Genomic DNA, 20,219 nt, shown 5'->3' on the forward strand with positions numbered 1-20,219 from the left:
GGCCCCCCATGCGTACGCTCTGCTCCTCGACCCTGATCGGCGAGTTCTTCGTCATCGGCTTCGCCGGTCTGGTCGCCATGAAGGACGCCGACCTGTCCACCGCCACGGTGTGGACGGTGTGCGGCATCGCCATGTTCTTCAGCGTGCTGCTGTGCGGCATGGTCACCCGGCCCGGGGGCGTCGCCCTCGGCTGGGCGCTCCAGATCGCCCTCGTCGCGTCCGGCTTCTTCGTCCCGATCATGTTCTTCCTGGGGGTGCTCTTCGGGGCCCTGTGGTGGGCGTCCGTGCACTTCGGGCGGAAGGTCGACGAGGCGAAGGCGCGCTTCGCCGCACAGGCCGCCGCAGGCTCTCCGGATACCGCTGACGCTGCGTGACAAGTGCCCGTACACGCCCTGTAACCTCATCCCACCGCACACACCGGCCGTAGCAACACACCGGCAGTAGAAGGAGTCACCTCGTGAGCCAGCGCACCCTCGTCCTGCTCAAGCCCGACGCCGTCCGTCGTGGCCTGACCGGCGAGATCATCAGCCGTATCGAGCGCAAGGCCGGCTGGCAGATCACCGCGCTGGAGCTGCGGACCCTGGACCAGGACACGCTGGAGCAGCACTACGGCGAGCACAAGGGCAAGCCCTTCTACGAGCCGCTGGTGGAGTTCATGGCCTCCGGTCCGGTCGTCGCGCTGATCGTCGAGGGCGACCGGGTCATCGAGGGTGTGCGCGCGCTCGCGGGTCCGACCGACCCGATCGCCGCGGCCCCCGGCTCCATCCGCGGCGACTTCGGTGTCATCGTCCGCGAGAACCTGATCCACGCCTCCGACTCCGAGGAGTCGGCCGAGCGCGAGGTGAAGATCTTCTTCCCCGGTCGCGCCTGATCCGACGGCGTACGGAGCGGCTGAAGCGGGCGATCGAGGGAACGTGAGCCCCCGAACGCCCGTCTCCAGAAGCGAACCCTCACAGCATCTGCAAACAATGGCGGAGACCGCTCCGCAGTGTTCGTGCAGGCGCGTTTACGATGGAAGCCTTCACGTCACAGCACCCACCTCGCCGACCTGATAAGCCCTCAAAGCTCATGGAAGGCCAGTCGAATCCTGATGGGGAACTCAATGTCGTTCATCGGCCGTGACATGGCTGTCGACCTCGGGACCGCCAACACGCTGGTGTACGTCAGGGGTCGCGGGATCGTACTCAACGAGCCGTCCGTCGTCGCGATCAACACCAACACCGGTGGCATCCTCGCGGTCGGCGCCGAAGCGAAGAAGATGATCGGGCGCACGCCCGGCAACATCGTTGCCGTGCGTCCGCTGAAGGACGGCGTGATCGCCGACTTCGAGATCACCGAGCGGATGCTCCGCTACTTCATCCTGAAGATCCACAAGCGGCGGTATCTGGCTCGTCCGCGGGTCGTCGTCTGTGTGCCCTCGGGCATCACGGGTGTCGAGCGCCGCGCCGTCATCGAGGCGTCGACCCAGGCCGGCGCCCGTCAGGTGCACATCATCGAGGAGCCCATGGCCGCGGCCATCGGTTCCGGCCTGCCGGTCCACGAGGCCACCGGCAACATGGTGGTGGACATCGGCGGCGGCACCACGGAGGTCGCGGTCATCTCGCTCGGCGGCATCGTCACCGCCCAGTCCATCCGCGTCGCGGGTGACGAGCTGGACAGCTCGATCATCCAGCACATCAAGAAGGAGTACTCGCTCCTCCTCGGTGAGCGGACGGCTGAGCAGATCAAGATCACGATCGGTTCCGCCTACGACCTCGACGACGACCAGCACACCGAAATCCGTGGCCGCGACCTCGTGTCCGGGCTGCCCAAGACCGTCGTCATCTCGGCCGCCGAGGTGCGCAAGGCGATCGAGGAACCGGTCAACGCGATCGTCGACGCCGTGAAGACCACCCTCGACAAGTGCCCGCCGGAGCTGTCCGGCGACATCATGGACCGAGGAATCGTTCTGACCGGCGGCGGAGCCCTGCTGCGCGGTCTGGACGAGCGGCTGCGCCGGGAGACCGGCATGCCCATCCACATCGCCGAGGACCCGCTGGACAGCGTGGCGCTCGGCTCCGGTAAGTGTGTCGAGGAGTTCGAGGCGCTCCAGCAGGTTCTGGACGCCGCGCCCCGCAGATGACGTAACGCTTCGATTCCGCCGTACGGGATGACCTCCTCTCGTGCGGCGGATCGTTGATATTGAGGCATAAGCTCCCACAAAGCGCCCTTGGTCATCTTGGCCCGGGGCTACCCCAATTCCAGATCCTGCTTCCTGATTCCTGTTCTTGGTTTTTTCTCGAGGAAGGGCACGGCCGCCGCACGTGAGGGACACACGAGAGAGCCGGCTGCTCCTGGTGCTGCTGATCGCCGTAGCGTTCGCGCTGATCACGGTGGACATCCGGGGTGGGGAGGACTCCCCGGTCGACGGTGCCCGGCAGGCCGCGGCCGCGGCCTTCGGTCCGATCGAGAACGGCGTGTCGTCGGCGGTGGATCCCGTCGGCAACGCCGTCTCCGCCGTCCGGGACTCCGGTGAACGCCATGACCGGCTCACCGACCTGGAGAAGGAGAACGCGGCTCTCAAGGCGAAGCTCGGCAGCGACGACCGCAACCGCAGCCGGCTGGCGCAGCTCGACAAGATGCTGAAGATCGCCGGTACGGGCCAGTACGGCATCAAGGGCGCCGAGGTCATCGCGATAGGAGCGGCCCAGGGCTTCTCCTGGACCATCACCATCGACGTCGGCGCGAACGACGGCGTCAAGCGCGACATGACGGTCCTCAACGGGGACGGCCTGGTCGGGCGGGTCACCACCGTCGGGCCCGACACCGCGACCGTCCTCCTGGCCAGCGACCCCGACTTCACCGTCGGCACCCGGATGGAGGCGTCCGACGAGCTCGGCTTCGCCTCCGGACAGGGCGACCGGCCGCTGCGCGTCGAACTCCTCAACGGCAAGGCCGAGGTGAAGAAGGGCGACCGGCTGGTCACCTTCGGCTCGCAGGCCGACAAGCCCTTCGTGCCCGGCGTCCCCGTCGGCATCGTCTCCCGCGTCGACCCCTCCGGCGGCGACCTCACCCGCACCCTTTACGTCACGCCGTACGTCAGCTTCACCAAGCTCGACATCGTGGGCGTGGTCGTCGAGGCCCCGAAGAAGGATCCGCGCGACACCGTGCTCCCCTCGAAGCCCAAACCGGTCCCCACGCCGACGGTGACCGTGACGGTCACTCCGAACGCGAACGCACCCGTAGACGGCCAGCAGCAGTAGGAGCTGACAACCCCATGCGCGTCAACCGGATCCTGCTCTCCGTCCCGCTGATCGTCGTCGCCCTGGTGATCCAGGTGAGCGTCCTCGCCCGCCTCCACCTGCCCGGCGCCGTCCCCGACCTCCTCCTGCTCACCGTGCTGGGCCTCGCCATGGTCTACGGCCATGTCGGCGGCGCCCTCATCGGCTTCGGTGCCGGTCTGCTCGCCGACCTCGCGCCCCCCGCCGACCATGCCGCCGGGCGGTACGCCCTCGTGCTGTGCGTGATCGGCTACCTCGCCGGGCTCATCAAGCCCGAGAGCGGGCAGATCAAGTCGGCCACCGGCCCGATGGTCGTGGTCGTCGGCGCCGCGATCGGCTCCACCCTGCTGTACGCCGGGGTGGGCGCCCTCGTCGGTGACACGGCCGCCCGTCATGTCGGTCTCACCGGGCTGCTGTTCACGGCCGGCCTGTACGACCTGCTGCTGGCCCCGTTCGTCGTCCCCGCGGTCATGTTCCTGGCGCGGCGCGCCGACAACGATCCCCTCGCGGAGACCAACTCCGCAGCCAAGAGCCCGGACATCTCGTCCGGCTGGCTCTCCTCCGGCACGGGGCTCAGGATCGGCGGGCAGCGCAACGGACTGAAGCTGAAGGCGGCCCGTTCACGCGGGGCGCGCGCCGGCCGGATCAAGGGGGTCAAGCGGCTGTGAGCGCGGGCGCCGGCACGCGGAGCGTGCCAGTGGATGGTTCACCCGAACGGGGAAGTTCCGGCGGAACGCGGCCTCACAGGCCGGTCGTTCATCATTCGTCCGCGCACACACGTCCGCGTAACGACTCCGCGTACGGAGAGGGGGAGGCACCGCAGTGACCAACATTCCCGAGACGGGTCGGACCCCACGGGTCCAGATCAGGCTCGTCGTGATCCAGATCCTCGTCCTCTCCCTGCTCGGCACCCTCGGCGGCCGCCTGTGGTACCTGCAGATCCGGGAGGGCGCGGAGTACGCCAAGGAGGCCTCCGGCAACCACGTCCAGCAGGTCGTCGAGCCCGCCGTGCGCGGCTCGATCCTGGACGCGCGCGGGGTGGCCCTCGCCGACAACGAGACGCGGCTGGTGGTCTCCGCCTCCCGCACCGACCTGCTGAAGCAGAAGGACGACGGCAAGGCGGTCCTGGCCAAACTCGCGGGTGTCCTCGGCATGAGCGCCGAGGAGGTCGCGCAGAAGGTCCGGCTCTGCGACGCGAAGACGCCCCAGCCCTGCTGGAACGGCTCGCCCTACCAGCCGATCCCGATCACCGACGAGGCAACCGCCAAGCAGGCCCTCCAGATCCGCGAGCGTGCCGAGGACTTCCCCGGCATCACCGCCGAGCCCGAGGCCGTGCGCCGTTACGCGGCCCCCGGGAACGCCAACACGGCCCAGGTCCTCGGTTACCTCTCCCCGGTGACGGACGACGAGATCACCAAGGCCCAGGACACCGACTCGCCGTATCTGCGCTCCGACCAGGTCGGCCGCAGCGGCCTGGAGCGCCAGTACGACAAGGAACTGCGCGGCAAGGCCGGCGTCACCCGCTACGAGGTGGACAACCTCGGCCGTGTCATCGGCCAGGCCGAGGCGGACGCGGCCCAGCCCGGCTCCAACCTCGTCACCAGCATCGACGCCCGCGTCCAGCGGGTCGCCGAGTACGAGCTGAACAACGCGATGAAGATCGCCCGCACCCAGTTCGACAAGATCACCGGCGAGAACTACAAGGCCGACTCGGGCGCGGTCGTGGTGATGGAGGCCAAGACCGGCCGGGTCGTCGCCATGGCGTCCGCTCCGGCCTACGACCCCAACGTCTGGGTCGGCGGCATCTCCGCCAAGGACTACAAGAAGCTCACCGGGAAGAACTCGGACTACCCGCTGCTGAACCGGGCCATACAAGGTCAGTCCGCGCCCGGTTCGACCTTCAAGGTGGTCTCCACGGCCGCCGCGGTCGAAGCGGGTTACGAGTGGGACGGCGGCTACCCGTGCACCAGCTCGTACTCGGTGGGCGGCCAGGTCTTCAAGAACTTCGAGGGCGAGAGCTTCGGCCCCATCTCGCTCGGCCGGGCCCTGGAGGTCTCCTGCGACACCGTCTTCTACGGTCTCGCGGACCGGGAGTGGAAGAAGGACGGCGGCATCAACCCGGCCAAGGGTGAGCCCAAGGACTACTTCTACAAGGCCGCCCACCAGTTCGGTCTCGGCAAGGAGACCGGCATCGACCTGCCCAACGAGGTCACCGGCCGGGTCCCGGACCGTCAGTGGAAGGAGTCCTACTGGAAGGCCAACAAGGACTCCTGGTGCAAGTACGGCAAGAAGGACGGCAGTTACGTCGAGAAGATCGCGTACGAGAACTGCCTCGAGGGCAACAAGATGCGCGAGGGCGACTCGATCAACTACTCCATCGGTCAGGGCGACACCCTCGTCACCCCGATCCAGGAGGCCGTGATCTACGGGGCGCTCGCCAACGGCGGCACGATGTACACCCCGACCATCGGCAAGGCGATCGTCAGCGCCGACGGCAAGACCGTCCAGGAGATCAAGCCCAAGGTCCAGGGCAAGCTGCCGGTCGACCAGGCGACGATCAAGGGCATGGACGCCGCGCTGGAGGGCGTGGTCACGCGCGGTACCGCCGCCTGGAAGTTCGGCGGCTGGCCGCAGGAGGAGATCCCGCTGCACGCCAAGACCGGTACCGCGGAGGTCTACGGCAAGCAGACGACGTCCTGGCTCGCCACGTACAGCAAGGACTACACGGTCGTCATGACGATCGCTCAGGCCGGTACCGGTTCGGGCGCCTCCGGTGAGGCCGTGCGGCACATCTACAACGCGATGTACGGCGTCTCCGACGACGGCAAGGTCGACAAGAAGAACGCGCTGCTGCCCACCCCGCAGACCAGCCTGCCGAAGGTCCAGGCGGACGGCACGATCAAGGCCCCGAAGGTCTCCAAGGACCCGGCGAAGGAGCAGCGCGTCAGCCAGGAGGGCAAGCCGGAGCCGGACGAGACGCAGCCGGGCGCCACCGTGCAGCAGAACACCGGCACCAACCGCGACACCCGCAGGCGACGGCGGAAGAGGGGAAGCCGGAGGATGTGCACATGAGCGGCGCGAACGGTTTCTCCGTCTCCGGATACGGGCCCGAGCGGGCCGGCTGGACCCGGGTCTTCGCCCGTGACTCGCTGGCCCGGCGGCTGGACTGGCCGATACTGATGTCGGCGATCGCCCTGTCGCTGATCGGCTCGCTCCTGGTCTACTCGGCGACCCGCAACCGCACCGAGATCAACCAGGGCGACCCGTACTACTTCCTCGTCCGGCACCTGATGAACACCGGCATCGGCATCTGTCTGATGATCGGCACGATCTGGCTCGGCCACCGCACTCTGCGCAACGCGGTACCGGTCCTCTACGGGCTCTCGCTCATGGGGATCCTGGCGGTGCTGACGCCGCTGGGCTCCACGGTCAACGGCGCGCACTCCTGGATCGTGGTCGGCGGCGGTTTCTCGCTCCAGCCCTCGGAGTTCGTGAAGATCACGATCATCCTGGGCATGGCGATGCTGCTCGCGGCCCGGGTCGACGCCGGCGACAAGCTCTACCCCGACCACCGCACGGTGCTCCAGGCCCTCGGGCTCGCGGCCGTCCCCATGCTGATCGTGATGCTGATGCCCGACCTCGGGTCGGTCATGGTCATGGTGATGATCGTGCTGGGCGTACTGCTGGCCTCCGGCGCCTCCAACCGCTGGGTCTTCGGACTGCTCGGCGCGGGCGCGGCCGGCGCGATCGCCGTCTGGCAGCTGCACATCCTGGACGAATACCAGATCGCCCGCTTCGCCGCCTTCGCCAACCCCAGCCTCGATCCCGCGGGCGTCGGCTACAACACCAACCAGGCGCGGATCGCGATCGGCTCCGGCGGCCTCACCGGCGCCGGGCTGTTCCACGGCTCACAGACGACGGGCCAGTTCGTCCCGGAACAGCAGACGGACTTCGTCTTCACCGTCGCGGGCGAGGAACTGGGCTTCATGGGCGGGGGCCTGATCATCGTCCTGCTCGGGGTGATCCTCTGGCGGGCCAGCCGCATAGCGCGTGAGACCACGGAGCTGTACGGCACGATCGTCGCCGCGGGCATCGTGGCGTGGTTCGCCTTCCAGTCCTTCGAGAACATCGGGATGACCCTGGGGATCATGCCGGTGACGGGTCTGCCGCTGCCGTTCGTCTCCTACGGCGGCACGTCGATGTTCGCGGTCTGGGTGGCGTTGGGGTTGCTCCAGTCCATCCGGGTGCAGCGGCCCATGTCGGCGTAAGAGGCGCGAGACGGCGTCAGACCTTCTGTTTTCCCCTGGTCGGGTCGTGAGTCGGGTCCGGTGCACACTGCCGTTCGGGCCCGACTCCGACTAGGTTCGATTTATGACGGAGACGAAACGCGAGATCGAGCGCAAGTACGAATCCGATGAGAGCGGGCTGCCCGACCTGACCGGTGTCGCCGGGGTCGCGTCCGTTCTCGACAAGGGCGTCACGGAGCTGGACGCGACCTATTACGACACCTCCGACCTGCGCCTGGCCGCGGCCTCGATCACCCTGCGTCGCCGCACCGGGGGATCCGACGCCGGCTGGCACCTGAAACTGCCGGTAGGACCCGGCGTCCGGGACGAGATCAGGGCCCCGCTCTCCGACGCCGTACCCGACGAACTCGCCGGGCTGGTCCGCTCCCGCATCCGCGAGGGACAGCTCGTGCCCGTGGTGCGGCTGCGCTCCAGCCGGGACATCCGAGAACTCGTCGACGCCCAGGGCCGGCTGCTCGCCGAGGCGAGCGTCGACGCCGTGCGCGCGGACCGGAAGTTCGGCGGCGAGGGCAGCGCCCAGTGGACCGAGATCGAGGTGGAGCTCGCCGACGGCGGCGATCCGGTTCTGCTCGACAAGGTGGAGAAGCGGCTGCGCAAGGCGGGCGTACGGCCGTCGAAGTCGGCGTCGAAGCTGGCGCGGGCGCTGGCGGAGACGAAGGGCGGGCATCCGCGGCCGAAGGACAAGGGCCCCGCCGAGCCCGTCACGGCCGGCGACCACGTCCTGGCGTACATCCGCGCCCAGCGGGACGCGATCGTCGAGCTGGACCCGGCCGTGCGCCGGGACGCCGAGGAGTCGATCCACGACATGCGGGTCGCCACCCGCCGGCTGCGCAGCACGTTCCGCTCCTTCCACAAGGTCCTCGACCGGGAGGTCACCGACCCGGTCGCCGCCGAGCTGAAATGGCTGGCCGGGGAGCTGGGCGTGGGCCGCGACCACGAGGTGCTGGCCGAACGGCTGGACGCCGCCCTCGACGAACTGCCGTCCACCCTGGTCTCCGGCCCGATCCACGACCGGCTGCGCACCTGGGCCAAGGCCGGGGAGCACGGATCCCGCCGCCGGCTGCTCGGCGTACTCGACTCCCAGCGCTATCTGACGCTCCTCGACAGCCTGGACGCCGTGATCACCGACCCGCCGACGCTCAAGGCGGCCGGCAGGAAGCCGGGCAAGGTGCTCGCCAAGGCCGTACGCAAGGACTTCGGGAAGGTGTCCGCGCTGGTCGAGGAGGCCATGGAGCAGGAGCCGGGTACCGACCGCGACCTCGCGCTGCACGAGGCCCGCAAGAAGGCGAAGCGGACGCGGTACGCGGCCGAGGCGGCCGGCCCGGCCCTCGGCAGCGCCGCCAAGACGCTGGTCAAGTCCATGAAGTCGCTGCAGAGTCTGCTCGGCGACCACCAGGACAGCGTCATGGCCCGCACCACCCTGCGGGAGCTGTCCGCCGTGGCGCACGCGGCGGGGGAGAGCGCCTTCACGTACGGCGTGCTGTACGCCCGTGAGGAGCGGCGCGCGGAGCGGGTCGAGGAGGCCATGCCGGCGGAGTGGAAGAGGACCAGGGGATCGATGGAGGTCTAGTGACGGGTGCGACGGGTCTCGCCGGCCGGGATCTTCGCGGACGGGGGAGTCCTCCGAGCGGGTTACGCTTGATGGTCACCCCTGTCCCCGTCAGCTCACGAAGGTAATGCCGCGATGTCTGTCGACTCGGTCTTCCCGCAGCTAGAAGCCTTGCTCCCGCATGTGCAGAAGCCGATCCAGTACGTGGGCGGCGAGCTCAACTCCACCGTCAAGCCCTGGGAGTCCTGCGACGTCCGCTGGGCGCTCATGTACCCGGACGCCTACGAGGTCGGGCTGCCCAACCAGGGCGTCATGATCCTCTACGAGGTGCTGAACGAGCAGGAGGGGGTCCTGGCCGAGCGCACGTACAGCGTGTGGCCGGACCTGGAGGCGCTGATGCGGGAGCACGCGGTCCCGCAGTTCACCGTGGACGGCCACCGTCCGGTGAAGGCCTTCGACGTGTTCGGACTGTCCTTCTCCACGGAGCTGGGCTACACGAACATGCTCACGGCGCTGGATCTCGCGGGCATCCCGCTGGAGTCCAAGGACCGCGGTCTCGACGACCCGATCGTGCTGGCGGGCGGCCACGCGGCCTTCAACCCCGAGCCGATCGCCGACTTCATCGACGCGGCGGTCATCGGCGACGGCGAGCAGGCCGTGCTGGACATGACGAAGATCATCCGCGAGTGGAAGGCGGAGGGCCGGCCGGGCGGCCGCGAGGAGGTCCTCTTCCGTCTCGCGAAGACGGGCGCGGTGTACATCCCGCGCTTCTACGACGTGGAGTACCTGCCCGACGGCCGGATCGCCCGTGTGGTGCCGAACAAGTCGGGTGTTCCGTGGCGCGTGTCGAAGCACACGGTCATGGACCTGGACGAGTGGCCCTACCCCAAGCAGCCGCTGGTCCCGCTCGCCGAGACGGTGCACGAGCGCATGTCGGTGGAGATCTTCCGCGGCTGCACCCGTGGCTGCCGTTTCTGCCAGGCCGGCATGATCACGCGCCCGGTGCGCGAGCGGTCGATCACCGGTATCGGCGACATGGTGGAGAAGGGCCTGAAGGCGACCGGGTTCGAGGAGGTCGGCCTGCTCTCGCTGTCGAGCGCCGACCACAGCGAGATCGGCGAGGTCGCGAAGGGCCTGGCGGACCGCTACGAGGAGGACAAGATCGGCCTGTCCCTCCCCTCCACCCGCGTGGACGCCTTCAACGTGGACCTGGCGAACGAGCTGACCCGCAACGGCCGCCGGTCCGGCCTGACCTTCGCCCCCGAGGGCGGCTCGGAGCGCATGCGCAAGGTCATCAACAAGATGGTCTCCGAAGAGGACCTGATCCGGACGGTCTCCACCGCGTACGGCAACGGCTGGCGTCAGGTGAAGCTGTACTTCATGTGCGGTCTGCCGACGGAGACGGACGAGGACGTCCTGCAGATCGCCGACATGGCGATGAAGGTGATCGCCGAGGGCCGCAAGGTCTCCGGCCAGAACGACATCCGCTGCACGGTCTCGATCGGCGGGTTCGTGCCGAAGCCGCACACCCCGTTCCAGTGGGCGCCGCAGCTCTCCGCAGAGGAGACCGACGCGCGTCTCACGAAGCTCCGGGACAAGATCCGGGGCGACAAGAAGTACGGCCGCTCGATCGGCTTCCGCTACCACGACGGCAAGCCGGGCATCGTCGAGGGGCTCCTCTCGCGCGGTGACCGCCGTATCGGCGCCGTCATCCGCGCCGTCTACGAGGACGGCGGCCGCTTCGACGGCTGGCGCGAGCACTTCTCCTACGACCGCTGGATGGCCTGCGCGGACAAGACGCTGCCCGCCTTCGGCGTGGACGTCGACTGGTACACGACCCGCGAGAAGTCCTACGAGGAGGTCCTGCCCTGGGACCACCTGGACTCGGGCCTCGACAAGGACTGGCTCTGGGAGGACTGGCAGGACGCCCTCGACGAGACGGAGGTCGAGGACTGCCGCTGGACGCCCTGCTTCGACTGCGGGGTGTGCCCGGCGATGGACACCCACATCCAGATCGGCCCGACCGGCAAGAAGCTGCTGCCGTTGACGGTGAAGCAGCCGGCGGGGAGCGCGGCGCACAGCCACTGAGGACGCGCGGCGGGCCCTGCGGGGTATCGCGACACATGCCCGGAGGTCGGTCGGCGGACCTCCGGGCATCGTTTCTAGCGTGGTGCCGGGTCCGTCACGAGCCGCCGTTGATGACGGTCGCCAGCGGCTGCAGGTTCACCTTGGTCCAGGGGTTGGGTACCCCCGCGGCGTCGTTGCAGTTCAGCGTGGCCGGGTTGGTGCCGCCGACCGCGACGCAGGTGGTCTCCCAGACCTGGCCGGTGGTGGTCACGACGTCGAACTTGATGGGGTTCCCGGTGTTGGCGTTGTGCCCGTTGACGGCGGCGCCGCAGACGAAGCCGACGTCGCGTCCGTCGGCGTCCACTCCGCCCGCGGGGTAGTTGGCGTGGGTGCTGAGGTCCGTCCACAGGAACGGGCGGGGCGCGACGCCGCGGAGGTCGTGGATACCCGCGAAGGTGGATCCGCCGGTCAGCGCGACCCTCAGCTCGAAGTTGTCGGAGTCCTGCGCGGCGTCGATGTCGGAGCAGGGGCCCGTCGCCCCGGTGGCTCCGGTCGCACCCGTCGGACCGGTCGCGCCGTCGACGCCGTCCGCGCCCGTGGCCCCTGTGGCGCCGGTGGCGCCGTCCGTACCCGTCGCTCCGGTCGCACCGGTGGCGCCGTCGACGCCGTCGGCGCCGGTCGCGCCCGTGGCACCGGTCGCCCCGTCGACGCCGTCCGCGCCCGTTGCACCGGTCACGCCGTCGATGCCGTCCGCGCCGGTCGAGCCCTTCGGGCCGGTGTGGCCCTTCGGGCCGGTGGGGCCGGTCACGCCGTCGACGCCGTCGGCGCCGTCCGCGCCGTCGAGCCCGTCGGCCCCGGTGGCTCCGGTCGAGCCCTTCGGGCCGGTGGGGCCGGTCGCGCCGGTGGCTCCGTGGTCGCCCTTGGGGCCCTTCGGACCCTTGGGGCCGGTGGGACCGGTCGGGCCCTTGCACTTGTCCTTGCCGCCGGCCTCGATCGCCCTCGGCTTGTGGTGATCCGGCTTGTGGTGCCCCGGCTTGCACTTGTCACCGGCGGAGGGGAGCTCCGCCTGTACGCGGTCGGTGACGCTGCGGGCCGCCGCGGCTGCCGGGCTGATCACGCCGGCCGCCACGATCACGGCGAGCGAGGCCACCATGCCGGCCCGCTTGCATCGGTGTCGGGCCACCGGCCCGAGGAGTGAGTACGGTCCGAACTCAGGGCGCATTCAAGTGCTCCTTGCATCGACCGGTCCGGGCGCTCCCCGAACCTGAGGGTGAGCTTGACCTGAGCGAACCCGTTCCCGCGCGACGCAAGGGCCAAAAGATAATTTTTATCGACGTATCGGACTAATCGATGCGTACTGATGGGGTATCCGCCGCGTGGAACGGGCTGTCGGATGAGCCGACCTGTGTCACCTTGACGCCCGTGACGAACCAGACCCTGTGCCTGTGCATGATCGTCAAGGACGAGTCGCGCGTGATCGAACGCTGCCTGGAGTCCGTACGGCCCCTCATCGACTACTGGGTGATCTCCGACACCGGTTCGACCGACGGCACCCAGGATCTGATCCGCAAGGTGCTCGACGGCATTCCGGGCGAGCTCCACGAGGAGCCCTGGGTCGACTTCGGGCACAACCGGACGCTGAACATCCGGCATGCCCGCGGCAAGGCCGACTACCTGCTCACTCTCGACGCCGACCACGTCATGCGCCAGGACGCCCCGCTGCCCCGGCTGACGGCCGGCTCGTACATGCTGCGCTACGACACCCCGGGCACCCAGCACCGTTTCAAGCACCTCATGCGGGGCGACCGGGCCTGGCGCTACGAAGGTGTCACCCACGAGTACCCGTGCACCGACGGCCCCGACCGGCAGGAGAACCTGGAGGCGCTCGTCATCGAGGACCACGCCGACGGCGGCTGCCGCAGCGACAAGTTCGAGCGTGACGCGCGACTGCTGCGGGGCGAGTTGGAGCGCGATCCCACCAACGCGCGCACGGTCTTCTACCTCGCCAACACCGAACGCGACCTGGGCCATGTGGACGAGGCGATCGCACTGTACGAGCGGCGTGCCGAGCTCGGCGGCTGGGGCGAGGAGGTCTACTGCTCGCTGCTGGAGGCCGGGGTCCTGCGGGCGGACAAGGCGGACGACTGGCCCGGAGCCATGAGCGCGTTCTCCCGAGCCTGGGAGTCCCGCCCGGCCCGCCTTGAGGCCGTCTACGAACTCGCCTCGCGGCTGCGGCTCCAGAGCCACTATCACACCGCATACGCCCTGCTCGGCGCGGTCGTCGGCAGGAGTGAGCCCGACGACCTGCTGTTCACCCGGTCCTGGGTGTACCGGTGGGGTCTGCTCTTCGAGTTCTCCATCTGCGCCTACTGGGTCGGCGAGCACCGGGCCGCCGTCCGGGCGTGCGACAGGCTGCTGGCGATGCCGGACCTGCCCGACGCCGTCCGCCACCAGACGGAGATCAACCGCGAGTTCTCCGCGCCCCACGTCCAGGCCGTCCCCCGGCCGGCCGGCCCGGAACGCCGTCCGAAGGCGTCCCGGGCGGGGAAGGCGGCGCGGCCCCGGAAGAAGTAGTCCGTCCCTGACGCACCCTCAACAGCGCATCCACCGGGTTGGTTGTAGCGTCTACGTCGTTATGGACCTGGAGAAACCGCGCGCCGGACAGCCCGCCGGACCGCCCGCGCAGCCGCCCGTGCGGGCGCCCGAGGGGTGCCTCGTGGTGGCGATCCGGCTGCCCGTGCGGATCGTCGTGCTCGTGCTGGTCGTGCCGGTGCGGATGGTGTGGGACGCGCTCGTCGTCGTAGGGCGGCTGCTCCGGGACGCGGTGCTCCGGCCGCTGGGACGGGCCCTGCTGTGGCTCGGGAAGGCGCTGTTCGTCTGGCCGTTGATCGGGCTGTGGCGGTATGCCGTCGTCCCGGTGGGCAGAGCGCTCGGGTGGCTCGTCGAGGTGCTGCTCGTGGTGCCGGCGGTGTGGGCCTACCGGTACGTCCTGACTCCGGTCGGGCACGGCATCGCGTGGCTGGCGCGCGGGATCGGGGCCGGGCTGGCCTGGGTGTACGCGCGCGTGCTGACGCCGGTCGGGCATGCGGGCCGGTGGCTGCTCAAGGGGATCGGGGCCGTTCTCGCAGCCGTCGGGGTCGGCGCGTACACCGTCGTGGCGTGGCTGGTGCGGTACCTCGTCGTCGTTCCGGCCGGCTGGGTCCACCGGTGGATCCTGGCGCCGGTCGGGCGGGCGATCGCCTGGTGCGCGCAGGGGGTGTGGCGGCTTCTGACGCTGCTCGTCACCGGGATCGGCCTGGTCCTGTACTGGACCGCCCGGATCCTGGTCGCGCTGCCCGCGCTCGCCCTGTGGCGCTGGGTGCTCGCCCCCGTCGGCCGCTTCCTGGCGGTCGTCGCGCGGGAGGTGGGAGAGGCCCTCGGGCACGCCTGGCGGATCGCCGGACGGATCTCGCGGGCCGTCGGACGGTTCCTCGGGACCCTCCTCCGGTGGATCTTCGTGGAGCCCGTGCGCTGGGTGTACCGGACCGTCCTCACGCCGGTGGGGCATGTCGTCCGGGACGTCGTGCTGCGTCCCGCCGCCCGTGCAGCGCGCAGCGTGGGCCGGGCCACCCGGCAGACCCTGGCCGCCGCCCGGGAGACCGCCCGGCAGGCCCGCGCGGACGTGCGCCGGATGCTCTTCGGGGAGTCGCGGGAGCGGGAGGCGGTCGGCCGGCGGGAACCATCGGGGGCCGAGACACGTACTCTTGGTAGGAGTACGACCGCTCTCACGAAGGACTGAACGACACTGGGCAAGCGACAGCCCGAAGGCCCGCCGCCCGCACCCGCGGTGCAGCGCATCCGACTGCGCTACACCAAGCGCGGCCGCCTCCGGTTCACCAGCCACCGTGACTTCCAGCGCGCCTTCGAGCGTGCGTTGCGCCGTGCCGAGGTGCCGATGGCGTACTCGGCGGGGTTCACGCCGCATCCGAAGGTGTCGTACGCCAATGCCGCACCCACCGGCACGGGCAGTGAGGCGGAGTATCTGGAGATCGCGCTCACCGCGGCGCGTGACCCGGAGAAGCTGAGAATCCTCCTCGACGAGTCGCTGCCCACCGGGCTCGACGTCGTCGACGCGGTCGAGGCCCGGACCTCGGGTCTCGCCGACCGGCTGACGGCCTCCGTATGGGAGCTGCGGCTGGTCGGGGTGGACCCGGCCGACGCCGATCGCGCGGTGGAGGCCTTCAACAAGGCCGACGCCGTCGAGGTCCAGCGGATGGCCAAGAACGGCGTCCGAACCTTCGACGCCCGGTCCGCCGTCGTACAACTCGAGACGCACAGTGAACCCGCTGATAGGCCGACGGACCAGCCCTGTGCGATACTGCGGCTGGTTGTTCGGCACGTGACGCCTGCCGTACGACCCGACGACGTCCTGTCCGGTCTTCGCGCCGTGGCCGACCTGGCGCCGCCGGTCCCCGCTGCGGTGACCAGGCTGGCGCAGGGGCTGTTCGATGAAGAGACCGGCACGGTGACCGACCCGCTCGCGCCCGACCGCGAGGCAGCTCAGGCCCCCACAACGGCCGAACCCGCTGCCACCGCGAAGGCGCCCGCGTAGGGAAGGTTCCGCGAAGGAACGTACGTCGTAGCGCCGCCCTCGTACTCGGGAGCCACCTGGGTCGGGCGGCGAACCGACCAGAAGACTTTCGCCAGGCCGTACGCATTCGGCGTACGGAACCGGCGAGACAGGACACAGAGAGCTCCCGTGCGGCGCCCGCGCCCCGGACGGCGGCACCGCGCATCGCGCGAGCCGCGGACGTCAACGGCGATCGATCCCTCGTGATCGACGCCGGACCAGGTGCGGCGCCCGGGAGCCTGACGGGAGAAACGCCCGCATGCTCGAGCCAACCGAATCCGCAGAGTCCGCAACGGACTCCGAAGCGAACACCCCCAGCGACACCCTGCCGCCGCGTCGTCGGCGCCGTGCCGCTTCCCGGCCGGCGGGTCCGCCGGTCGCCGCCGCCGACGCCTCGGCCGAGATCACCACGCCGGCCATACCGGCCGTGGAGTCCGCCGAGCAGTTGGCGGAGGAGGACCTCGAAGACGAGGTCACCGAGACCGCTCAGGCCGACGGCACGGCCGACACCAAGGCCAAGGAAGCCGCCGAGGCCGCGCCGCGCACCCGGCGCCGGGCCACCCGCCGTGCCTCCGCGCCCGCCGGAGCCCCGGCCGCCGCCGAGGCCGCCGAGACCGTTCTGCCCGTGGCCGCCGAGGTGAGCGCGCCCGCAGTGGAGGAAACCCCCGCCGAGGAGGCCGCCGCCGAGGACGCCGCTCCCCGCCGTAGCCGTCGCCGGGCCACGCGTCGCGTGACCACGCCCTCCGAGGCCCCGGCCGAGGCCGTCGAGCCCGCCGTCGAGCCCGAGCCCGAGCCTGTCGCCCCGGTGACGGACGAGGCGCCCGCCGAGCCCGCTCCCCGTACCCGGCGCAGGGCCACCCGTCGGGCGACCGCGCCCGCCGGTGCGCCGGAGGCCGAGACGCCCGTCGTCACCGCCGAGGCAGAGGCTCCGGCCGTGACCGACGAGGCGCCCGCCGAGCCCGCTCCCCGTACCCGCCGCCGCGCCACGCGTCGGGTGACCGCGCCCGCCGAGGCCGAGGTTGCCGAGCAGGCCGTCGTCGCTGCCGTCGCCCCCGTCGAAGAGGCGAAGGCTCCCGAGGCGCCTGCCGCCCCGGCCGAGGCCACGCCCGCCGCCGAGACCGCTCAGACCGCAGAGTCCGCTCAGGCCGACGAGGACGCCGGTTCCCGTCGTGGGCGCCGTCGTGTGGTCCGCCGGGCCGCCGTTGGCTTCTCAGCGCCCTCGCAGGAGAGCGCGGAGGGCGACGCGCCGCGTCGTCCCGCGCGGCCCGCGGTCGCCGTGTTCCAGGCGCCCGTGTTCGCCGAGCCGCAGTTCCAGACGCCGCAGCGGGCCGCGGCCGAGGCCGCCGCCGCCGGGACCGAGGAGCCGGAGGCCGAGGAGCCCGAAGAGGCCGAGGTCACCCAGGAGGCTCCGGAGGAGCCGACCGGGTCGCGTCGTCGCCGTCGCCGCCGCGCCGCCGGTGTCGGCGACGAGGCCGAGACCGGCCGGACCACCGCCACGCCCGTCGCGGCCCCCGCCGCGGACGAGTCGGAGACCGAGACCGAGCCGGACGAGGCCGACGAGGCCGACGAGGCCGACGACGTCGTCGACAGTGACGACGACACCGAGGAGACCGGGTCGCGTCGCCGTCGCCGTCGTGGTGGCCGTCGCCGCCGTCGTGGCGATGCCGCCGACGGTGAGGGGGACTCCGGCGAGGCCGAGTCCGACGACTTCGCCGCCGAGCAGGCCGCGCAGGACGCCGAGGACACCGCCGAGCAGGAGGACGAGGACGCGGAGGACGGCGACGAGGACGCCGGTGGCTCCACCGCCGGCAGCCGTCGACGCCGTCGCCGGCGTCGTCGTGCCGGTGACTCCTCTTCCGACGCCGAGCAGAGCGACGGGGACCCGGAGCGCACGGTCGTCAAGGTCCGTGAGCCGCGCAAGCCCTCCGAGCCGTCCGACGAGGTGCAGTCCATCAAGGGCTCGACCCGTCTCGAGGCCAAGAAGCAGCGCCGCCGGGAAGGCCGTGAGCAGGGCCGCCGACGGGTGCCGATCATCACCGAGGCCGAGTTCCTGGCCCGCCGCGAGGCCGTCGAGCGGGTGATGGTCGTCCGCCAGAGCGGCGAGCGCACCCAGATCGGCGTCCTGGAAGACAACGTGCTCGTCGAGCACTACGTCAACAAGGAGCAGGCCACCTCCTACGTCGGCAACGTGTACCTGGGCAAGGTCCAGAACGTGCTGCCGTCGATGGAGGCCGCCTTCATCGACATCGGCAAGGGGCGCAACGCCGTCCTGTACGCCGGTGAGGTCAACTTCGAGACGCTCGGCATGGCCAACGGGCCGCGTCGCATCGAGGCCGCCCTCAAGTCGGGTCAGTCGGTTCTCGTCCAGGTGACGAAGGACCCGATCGGCCACAAGGGCGCCCGGCTGACCAGCCAGGTCTCGCTGCCGGGCCGCTACCTCGTGTACGTGCCCGAGGGCTCGATGACCGGCATCAGCCGCAAGCTGCCCGACACCGAGCGGGCCCGGCTGAAGACGATCCTCAAGAAGATCGTCCCCGAGGACGCGGGCGTCATCGTGCGCACCGCCGCCGAGGGCGCGAGCGAGGACGAGCTGCGCCGCGATGTCGAGCGACTGCAGGGGCAGTGGGAGGACATCCAGAAGAAGGCGAAGAACGGCGGCAACGCGCCGACGCTGCTGTACGGCGAGCCGGACATGACCGTCCGGGTCGTGCGCGACATCTTCAACGAGGACTTCTCCAAGGTCATCGTCAGCGGTGACGAGGCCTGGTCGACCATCCACGGGTACGTCTCGCACGTCGCGCCCGACCTGGCCGACCGCCTGAACAGGTGGACCTCCGAGGTCGACGTCTTCGCCACGTACCGGATCGACGAGCAGCTCGCCAAGGCGCTGGACCGCAAGGTCTGGCTGCCCAGCGGCGGTTCGCTGGTGATCGACCGGACCGAGGCGATGGTCGTCGTCGACGTCAACACCGGCAAGTTCACCGGTCAGGGCGGCAACCTCGAGGAGACGGTCACCAGGAACAACCTGGAGGCGGCCGAGGAGATCGTGCGTCAGCTGCGGCTGCGCGACCTCGGCGGCATCATCGTGATCGACTTCATCGACATGGTGCTGGAGTCCAACCGGGACCTGGTGCTGCGGCGCCTGCTGGAGTGCCTGGGCCGCGACCGTACGAAGCACCAGGTCGCGGAAGTGACCTCGCTGGGGCTCGTGCAGATGACCCGTAAGCGGGTCGGCCAGGGACTGCTGGAGTCGTTCTCCGAGACCTGTGTGCACTGCAACGGGCGCGGGGTCATCGTCCACATGGAACAGCCGACCGCGGTCGGTGGCGGCGGCAAGCGCAAGAAGCGCGGCCGCGGTGGCGACGGACAGGGTCACGACCACGAGCACGACACGGTGACGCTCGACGTCGCCGAGTTGCTCGTGGGCGCCGGGCAGGATGCGGAGAGCGAGGCCGAGGTCGCCGCCGAGGTGGCCGAGCCGGTCGCGCTCGCGGCCCCCGAGTTCGCCCCGGACGAGGAGCTGTACAGCAGCATCGCCGAGGCCGAGGCCTCTGCCACGCGTGGCCGGGGCCGCCGTCGGGCGAGCCGCCGGGCGTCCGCTCCGGCGGGTGCGCCGAGGGGCGGCGCGTCGCGCAGGGCGGGCGGCTTCGAGGCGAGCGCCGCGGAGGAGCCCGTCGAGGCCGCCGTCGAGGCGCCCACCGCGCAGGACGTCACCGCCGAGGCGGAGGCCGAGCGTCCGGTGCAGCCGGCCGAGGCGGTCACCGCGCAGGCCGAGCCGGTCGCGGTCGAGGACCCGGTCGTCGAGGCCGCGGCCGCCGAGGCCCCCGTCGACGAGGCCGCGCCCAAGGGCCGTACCCGTCGTCGCGCCACCCGCAAGGTGTCCGCGCCGGCCGGTTCGCCCGCCGGGGCGGAGGCCGCCGTGCTGACGGTCGCCGAGCCGTCGGTCGCGCCGGCCCCGGCCGCCGAGGCCGCTCCGGTGGAGCAGCCCGAGGCGGAGCAGGTCGCCGAGCCCGTCGTCGAGAGCGCGGCTCCGGCCCGCCCGCGGCGCCGTGCCGTGCGCAAGGCCACCGCGCCGACCGCGTCCGAGGAGACGGCCGTCGTGGTCGTGCCGTCGGTCGTGGAGACCCCCGCCGAGGAGACCGAGGCGCCCGCCGAGGAGGCGGAGGCCGCTCCGGTGAAGAAGGCGGCCGCGCGCAAGACGGCGAAGAAGGCCACGGCGAAGAAGGCCGCCACCAAGACGACGGCGGCGGTGAAGAAGACGGCCGCGAAGAAGACCGTCGCGAAGAAGACGACGGCGAAGAAGGCCGCGAAGACGGTGTCGAAGACCACGGCGGCGGCCCAGCAGGGCCAGCCGACGGTCTCGGCCTCGACGGAGGACTGACCTCCGCTTCGCTCCTGCCCTGATGCGACGCGGGCACCCGGTATCC

The 20,219-nt window shown here is 70.8% G+C and carries 14 protein-coding genes; 13 read left to right on the top strand and 1 reads right to left on the bottom strand.

The annotated features are described in order from the left end of the window. Positions 1-8: 8 nt before the first annotated feature. From ACFVYS_RS02250 to ACFVYS_RS02290, 9 genes are all read left to right on the top strand, one after another. Positions 9-374: a DUF4233 domain-containing protein gene (locus ACFVYS_RS02250; protein WP_062650460.1), complete on the top strand. Its 366-nt coding sequence runs from the start codon at positions 9-11 to the stop codon at positions 372-374. 83 nt (positions 375-457) lie between these two features. Next, the gene (gene ndk / locus ACFVYS_RS02255) at positions 458-871 is read left to right on the top strand and encodes a nucleoside-diphosphate kinase (RefSeq protein ID WP_351548221.1); all 414 of its coding nucleotides are present in this window, start codon (positions 458-460) and stop codon (positions 869-871) included. Between the two features lie 231 nt (positions 872-1,102). Next, on the top strand, positions 1,103-2,122 hold the full coding sequence (locus ACFVYS_RS02260; RefSeq protein WP_054244925.1) for a rod shape-determining protein: 1,020 nt from the start codon (positions 1,103-1,105) through the stop codon (positions 2,120-2,122). Between the two features lie 181 nt (positions 2,123-2,303). Then, complete coding sequence (mreC, locus tag ACFVYS_RS02265; protein WP_389497975.1) at positions 2,304-3,242, top strand: rod shape-determining protein MreC; 939 nt, start codon at positions 2,304-2,306, stop codon at positions 3,240-3,242. 14 nt (positions 3,243-3,256) lie between these two features. After that, positions 3,257-3,928: a rod shape-determining protein MreD gene (mreD, locus tag ACFVYS_RS02270; RefSeq protein WP_310430767.1), complete on the top strand. Its 672-nt coding sequence runs from the start codon at positions 3,257-3,259 to the stop codon at positions 3,926-3,928. A gap of 154 nt (positions 3,929-4,082) precedes the next feature. Then, a complete protein-coding gene (gene mrdA / locus ACFVYS_RS02275; protein WP_389497977.1) occupies positions 4,083-6,332 on the top strand; it encodes a penicillin-binding protein 2 in 2,250 nt (749 codons plus the stop codon). After that, positions 6,329-7,528, top strand: a complete 1,200-nt coding sequence (gene rodA / locus ACFVYS_RS02280) for a rod shape-determining protein RodA (RefSeq protein ID WP_389497979.1) — start codon at positions 6,329-6,331, stop codon at positions 7,526-7,528. Before mrdA ends, rodA begins: the two co-directional genes overlap by 4 nt. Positions 7,529-7,631: 103 nt before the next feature. Then, positions 7,632-9,137 (top strand): CHAD domain-containing protein, encoded by a 1,506-nt coding sequence (locus tag ACFVYS_RS02285; protein ID WP_389497981.1) that lies wholly within the window; start codon positions 7,632-7,634, stop codon positions 9,135-9,137. Between the two features lie 114 nt (positions 9,138-9,251). Continuing rightward, positions 9,252-11,204, top strand: coding sequence for a TIGR03960 family B12-binding radical SAM protein (locus tag ACFVYS_RS02290; protein WP_389497983.1), 1,953 nt, complete (start codon positions 9,252-9,254; stop codon positions 11,202-11,204). A gap of 94 nt (positions 11,205-11,298) precedes the next feature. Here the strand turns inward: ACFVYS_RS02290 and ACFVYS_RS02295 are convergent, their stop codons facing one another. Next, a complete protein-coding gene (locus ACFVYS_RS02295) occupies positions 11,299-12,405 on the bottom strand; it encodes a hypothetical protein (RefSeq protein ID WP_389497985.1) in 1,107 nt (368 codons plus the stop codon). 200 nt (positions 12,406-12,605) lie between these two features. Between ACFVYS_RS02295 and ACFVYS_RS02300 the strand changes: the two genes are divergently transcribed. From ACFVYS_RS02300 to ACFVYS_RS02315, 4 genes are all read left to right on the top strand, one after another. Further along, entirely contained in the window at positions 12,606-13,757 is a 1,152-nt protein-coding gene (locus ACFVYS_RS02300) for a glycosyltransferase (protein ID WP_389497987.1), read from the top strand. A gap of 61 nt (positions 13,758-13,818) precedes the next feature. Continuing rightward, a complete protein-coding gene (locus ACFVYS_RS02305) occupies positions 13,819-14,961 on the top strand; it encodes a hypothetical protein (protein WP_389497989.1) in 1,143 nt (380 codons plus the stop codon). A gap of 48 nt (positions 14,962-15,009) precedes the next feature. Further along, complete coding sequence (locus tag ACFVYS_RS02310; protein WP_389497991.1) at positions 15,010-15,774, top strand: TIGR03936 family radical SAM-associated protein; 765 nt, start codon at positions 15,010-15,012, stop codon at positions 15,772-15,774. Positions 15,775-16,051: 277 nt separating this feature from the next. Continuing rightward, on the top strand, positions 16,052-20,173 hold the full coding sequence (locus ACFVYS_RS02315) for a ribonuclease E/G (RefSeq protein ID WP_389497992.1): 4,122 nt from the start codon (positions 16,052-16,054) through the stop codon (positions 20,171-20,173). Positions 20,174-20,219: the final 46 nt, after the last annotated feature.

Origin of the sequence: Streptomyces sp. NPDC058295 (assembly GCF_042880655.1) — a bacterium.
Classification (GTDB): domain Bacteria; phylum Actinomycetota; class Actinomycetes; order Streptomycetales; family Streptomycetaceae; genus Streptomyces; species Streptomyces coriariae.

Excerpts from the sequence above, each read along its gene's own strand:
- ACFVYS_RS02295 (WP_389497985.1), bottom strand. The coding sequence starts at position 12,405 with ATGCGCCCTGAGTTCGGACCGTACTCACTCCTCGGGCCGGTGGCCCGA.
- rodA (WP_389497979.1), top strand. The coding sequence starts at position 6,329 with ATGAGCGGCGCGAACGGTTTCTCCGTCTCCGGATACGGGCCCGAGCGG.
- ACFVYS_RS02250 (WP_062650460.1), top strand. The coding sequence starts at position 9 with ATGCGTACGCTCTGCTCCTCGACCCTGATCGGCGAGTTCTTCGTCATC.
- ACFVYS_RS02260 (WP_054244925.1), top strand. The coding sequence starts at position 1,103 with ATGTCGTTCATCGGCCGTGACATGGCTGTCGACCTCGGGACCGCCAAC.
- ACFVYS_RS02285 (WP_389497981.1), top strand. The coding sequence starts at position 7,632 with ATGACGGAGACGAAACGCGAGATCGAGCGCAAGTACGAATCCGATGAG.
- ACFVYS_RS02315 (WP_389497992.1), top strand. The coding sequence starts at position 16,052 with ATGCTCGAGCCAACCGAATCCGCAGAGTCCGCAACGGACTCCGAAGCG.
- mreD (WP_310430767.1), top strand. The coding sequence starts at position 3,257 with ATGCGCGTCAACCGGATCCTGCTCTCCGTCCCGCTGATCGTCGTCGCC.
- ACFVYS_RS02305 (WP_389497989.1), top strand. The coding sequence starts at position 13,819 with ATGGACCTGGAGAAACCGCGCGCCGGACAGCCCGCCGGACCGCCCGCG.
- ACFVYS_RS02290 (WP_389497983.1), top strand. The coding sequence starts at position 9,252 with ATGTCTGTCGACTCGGTCTTCCCGCAGCTAGAAGCCTTGCTCCCGCAT.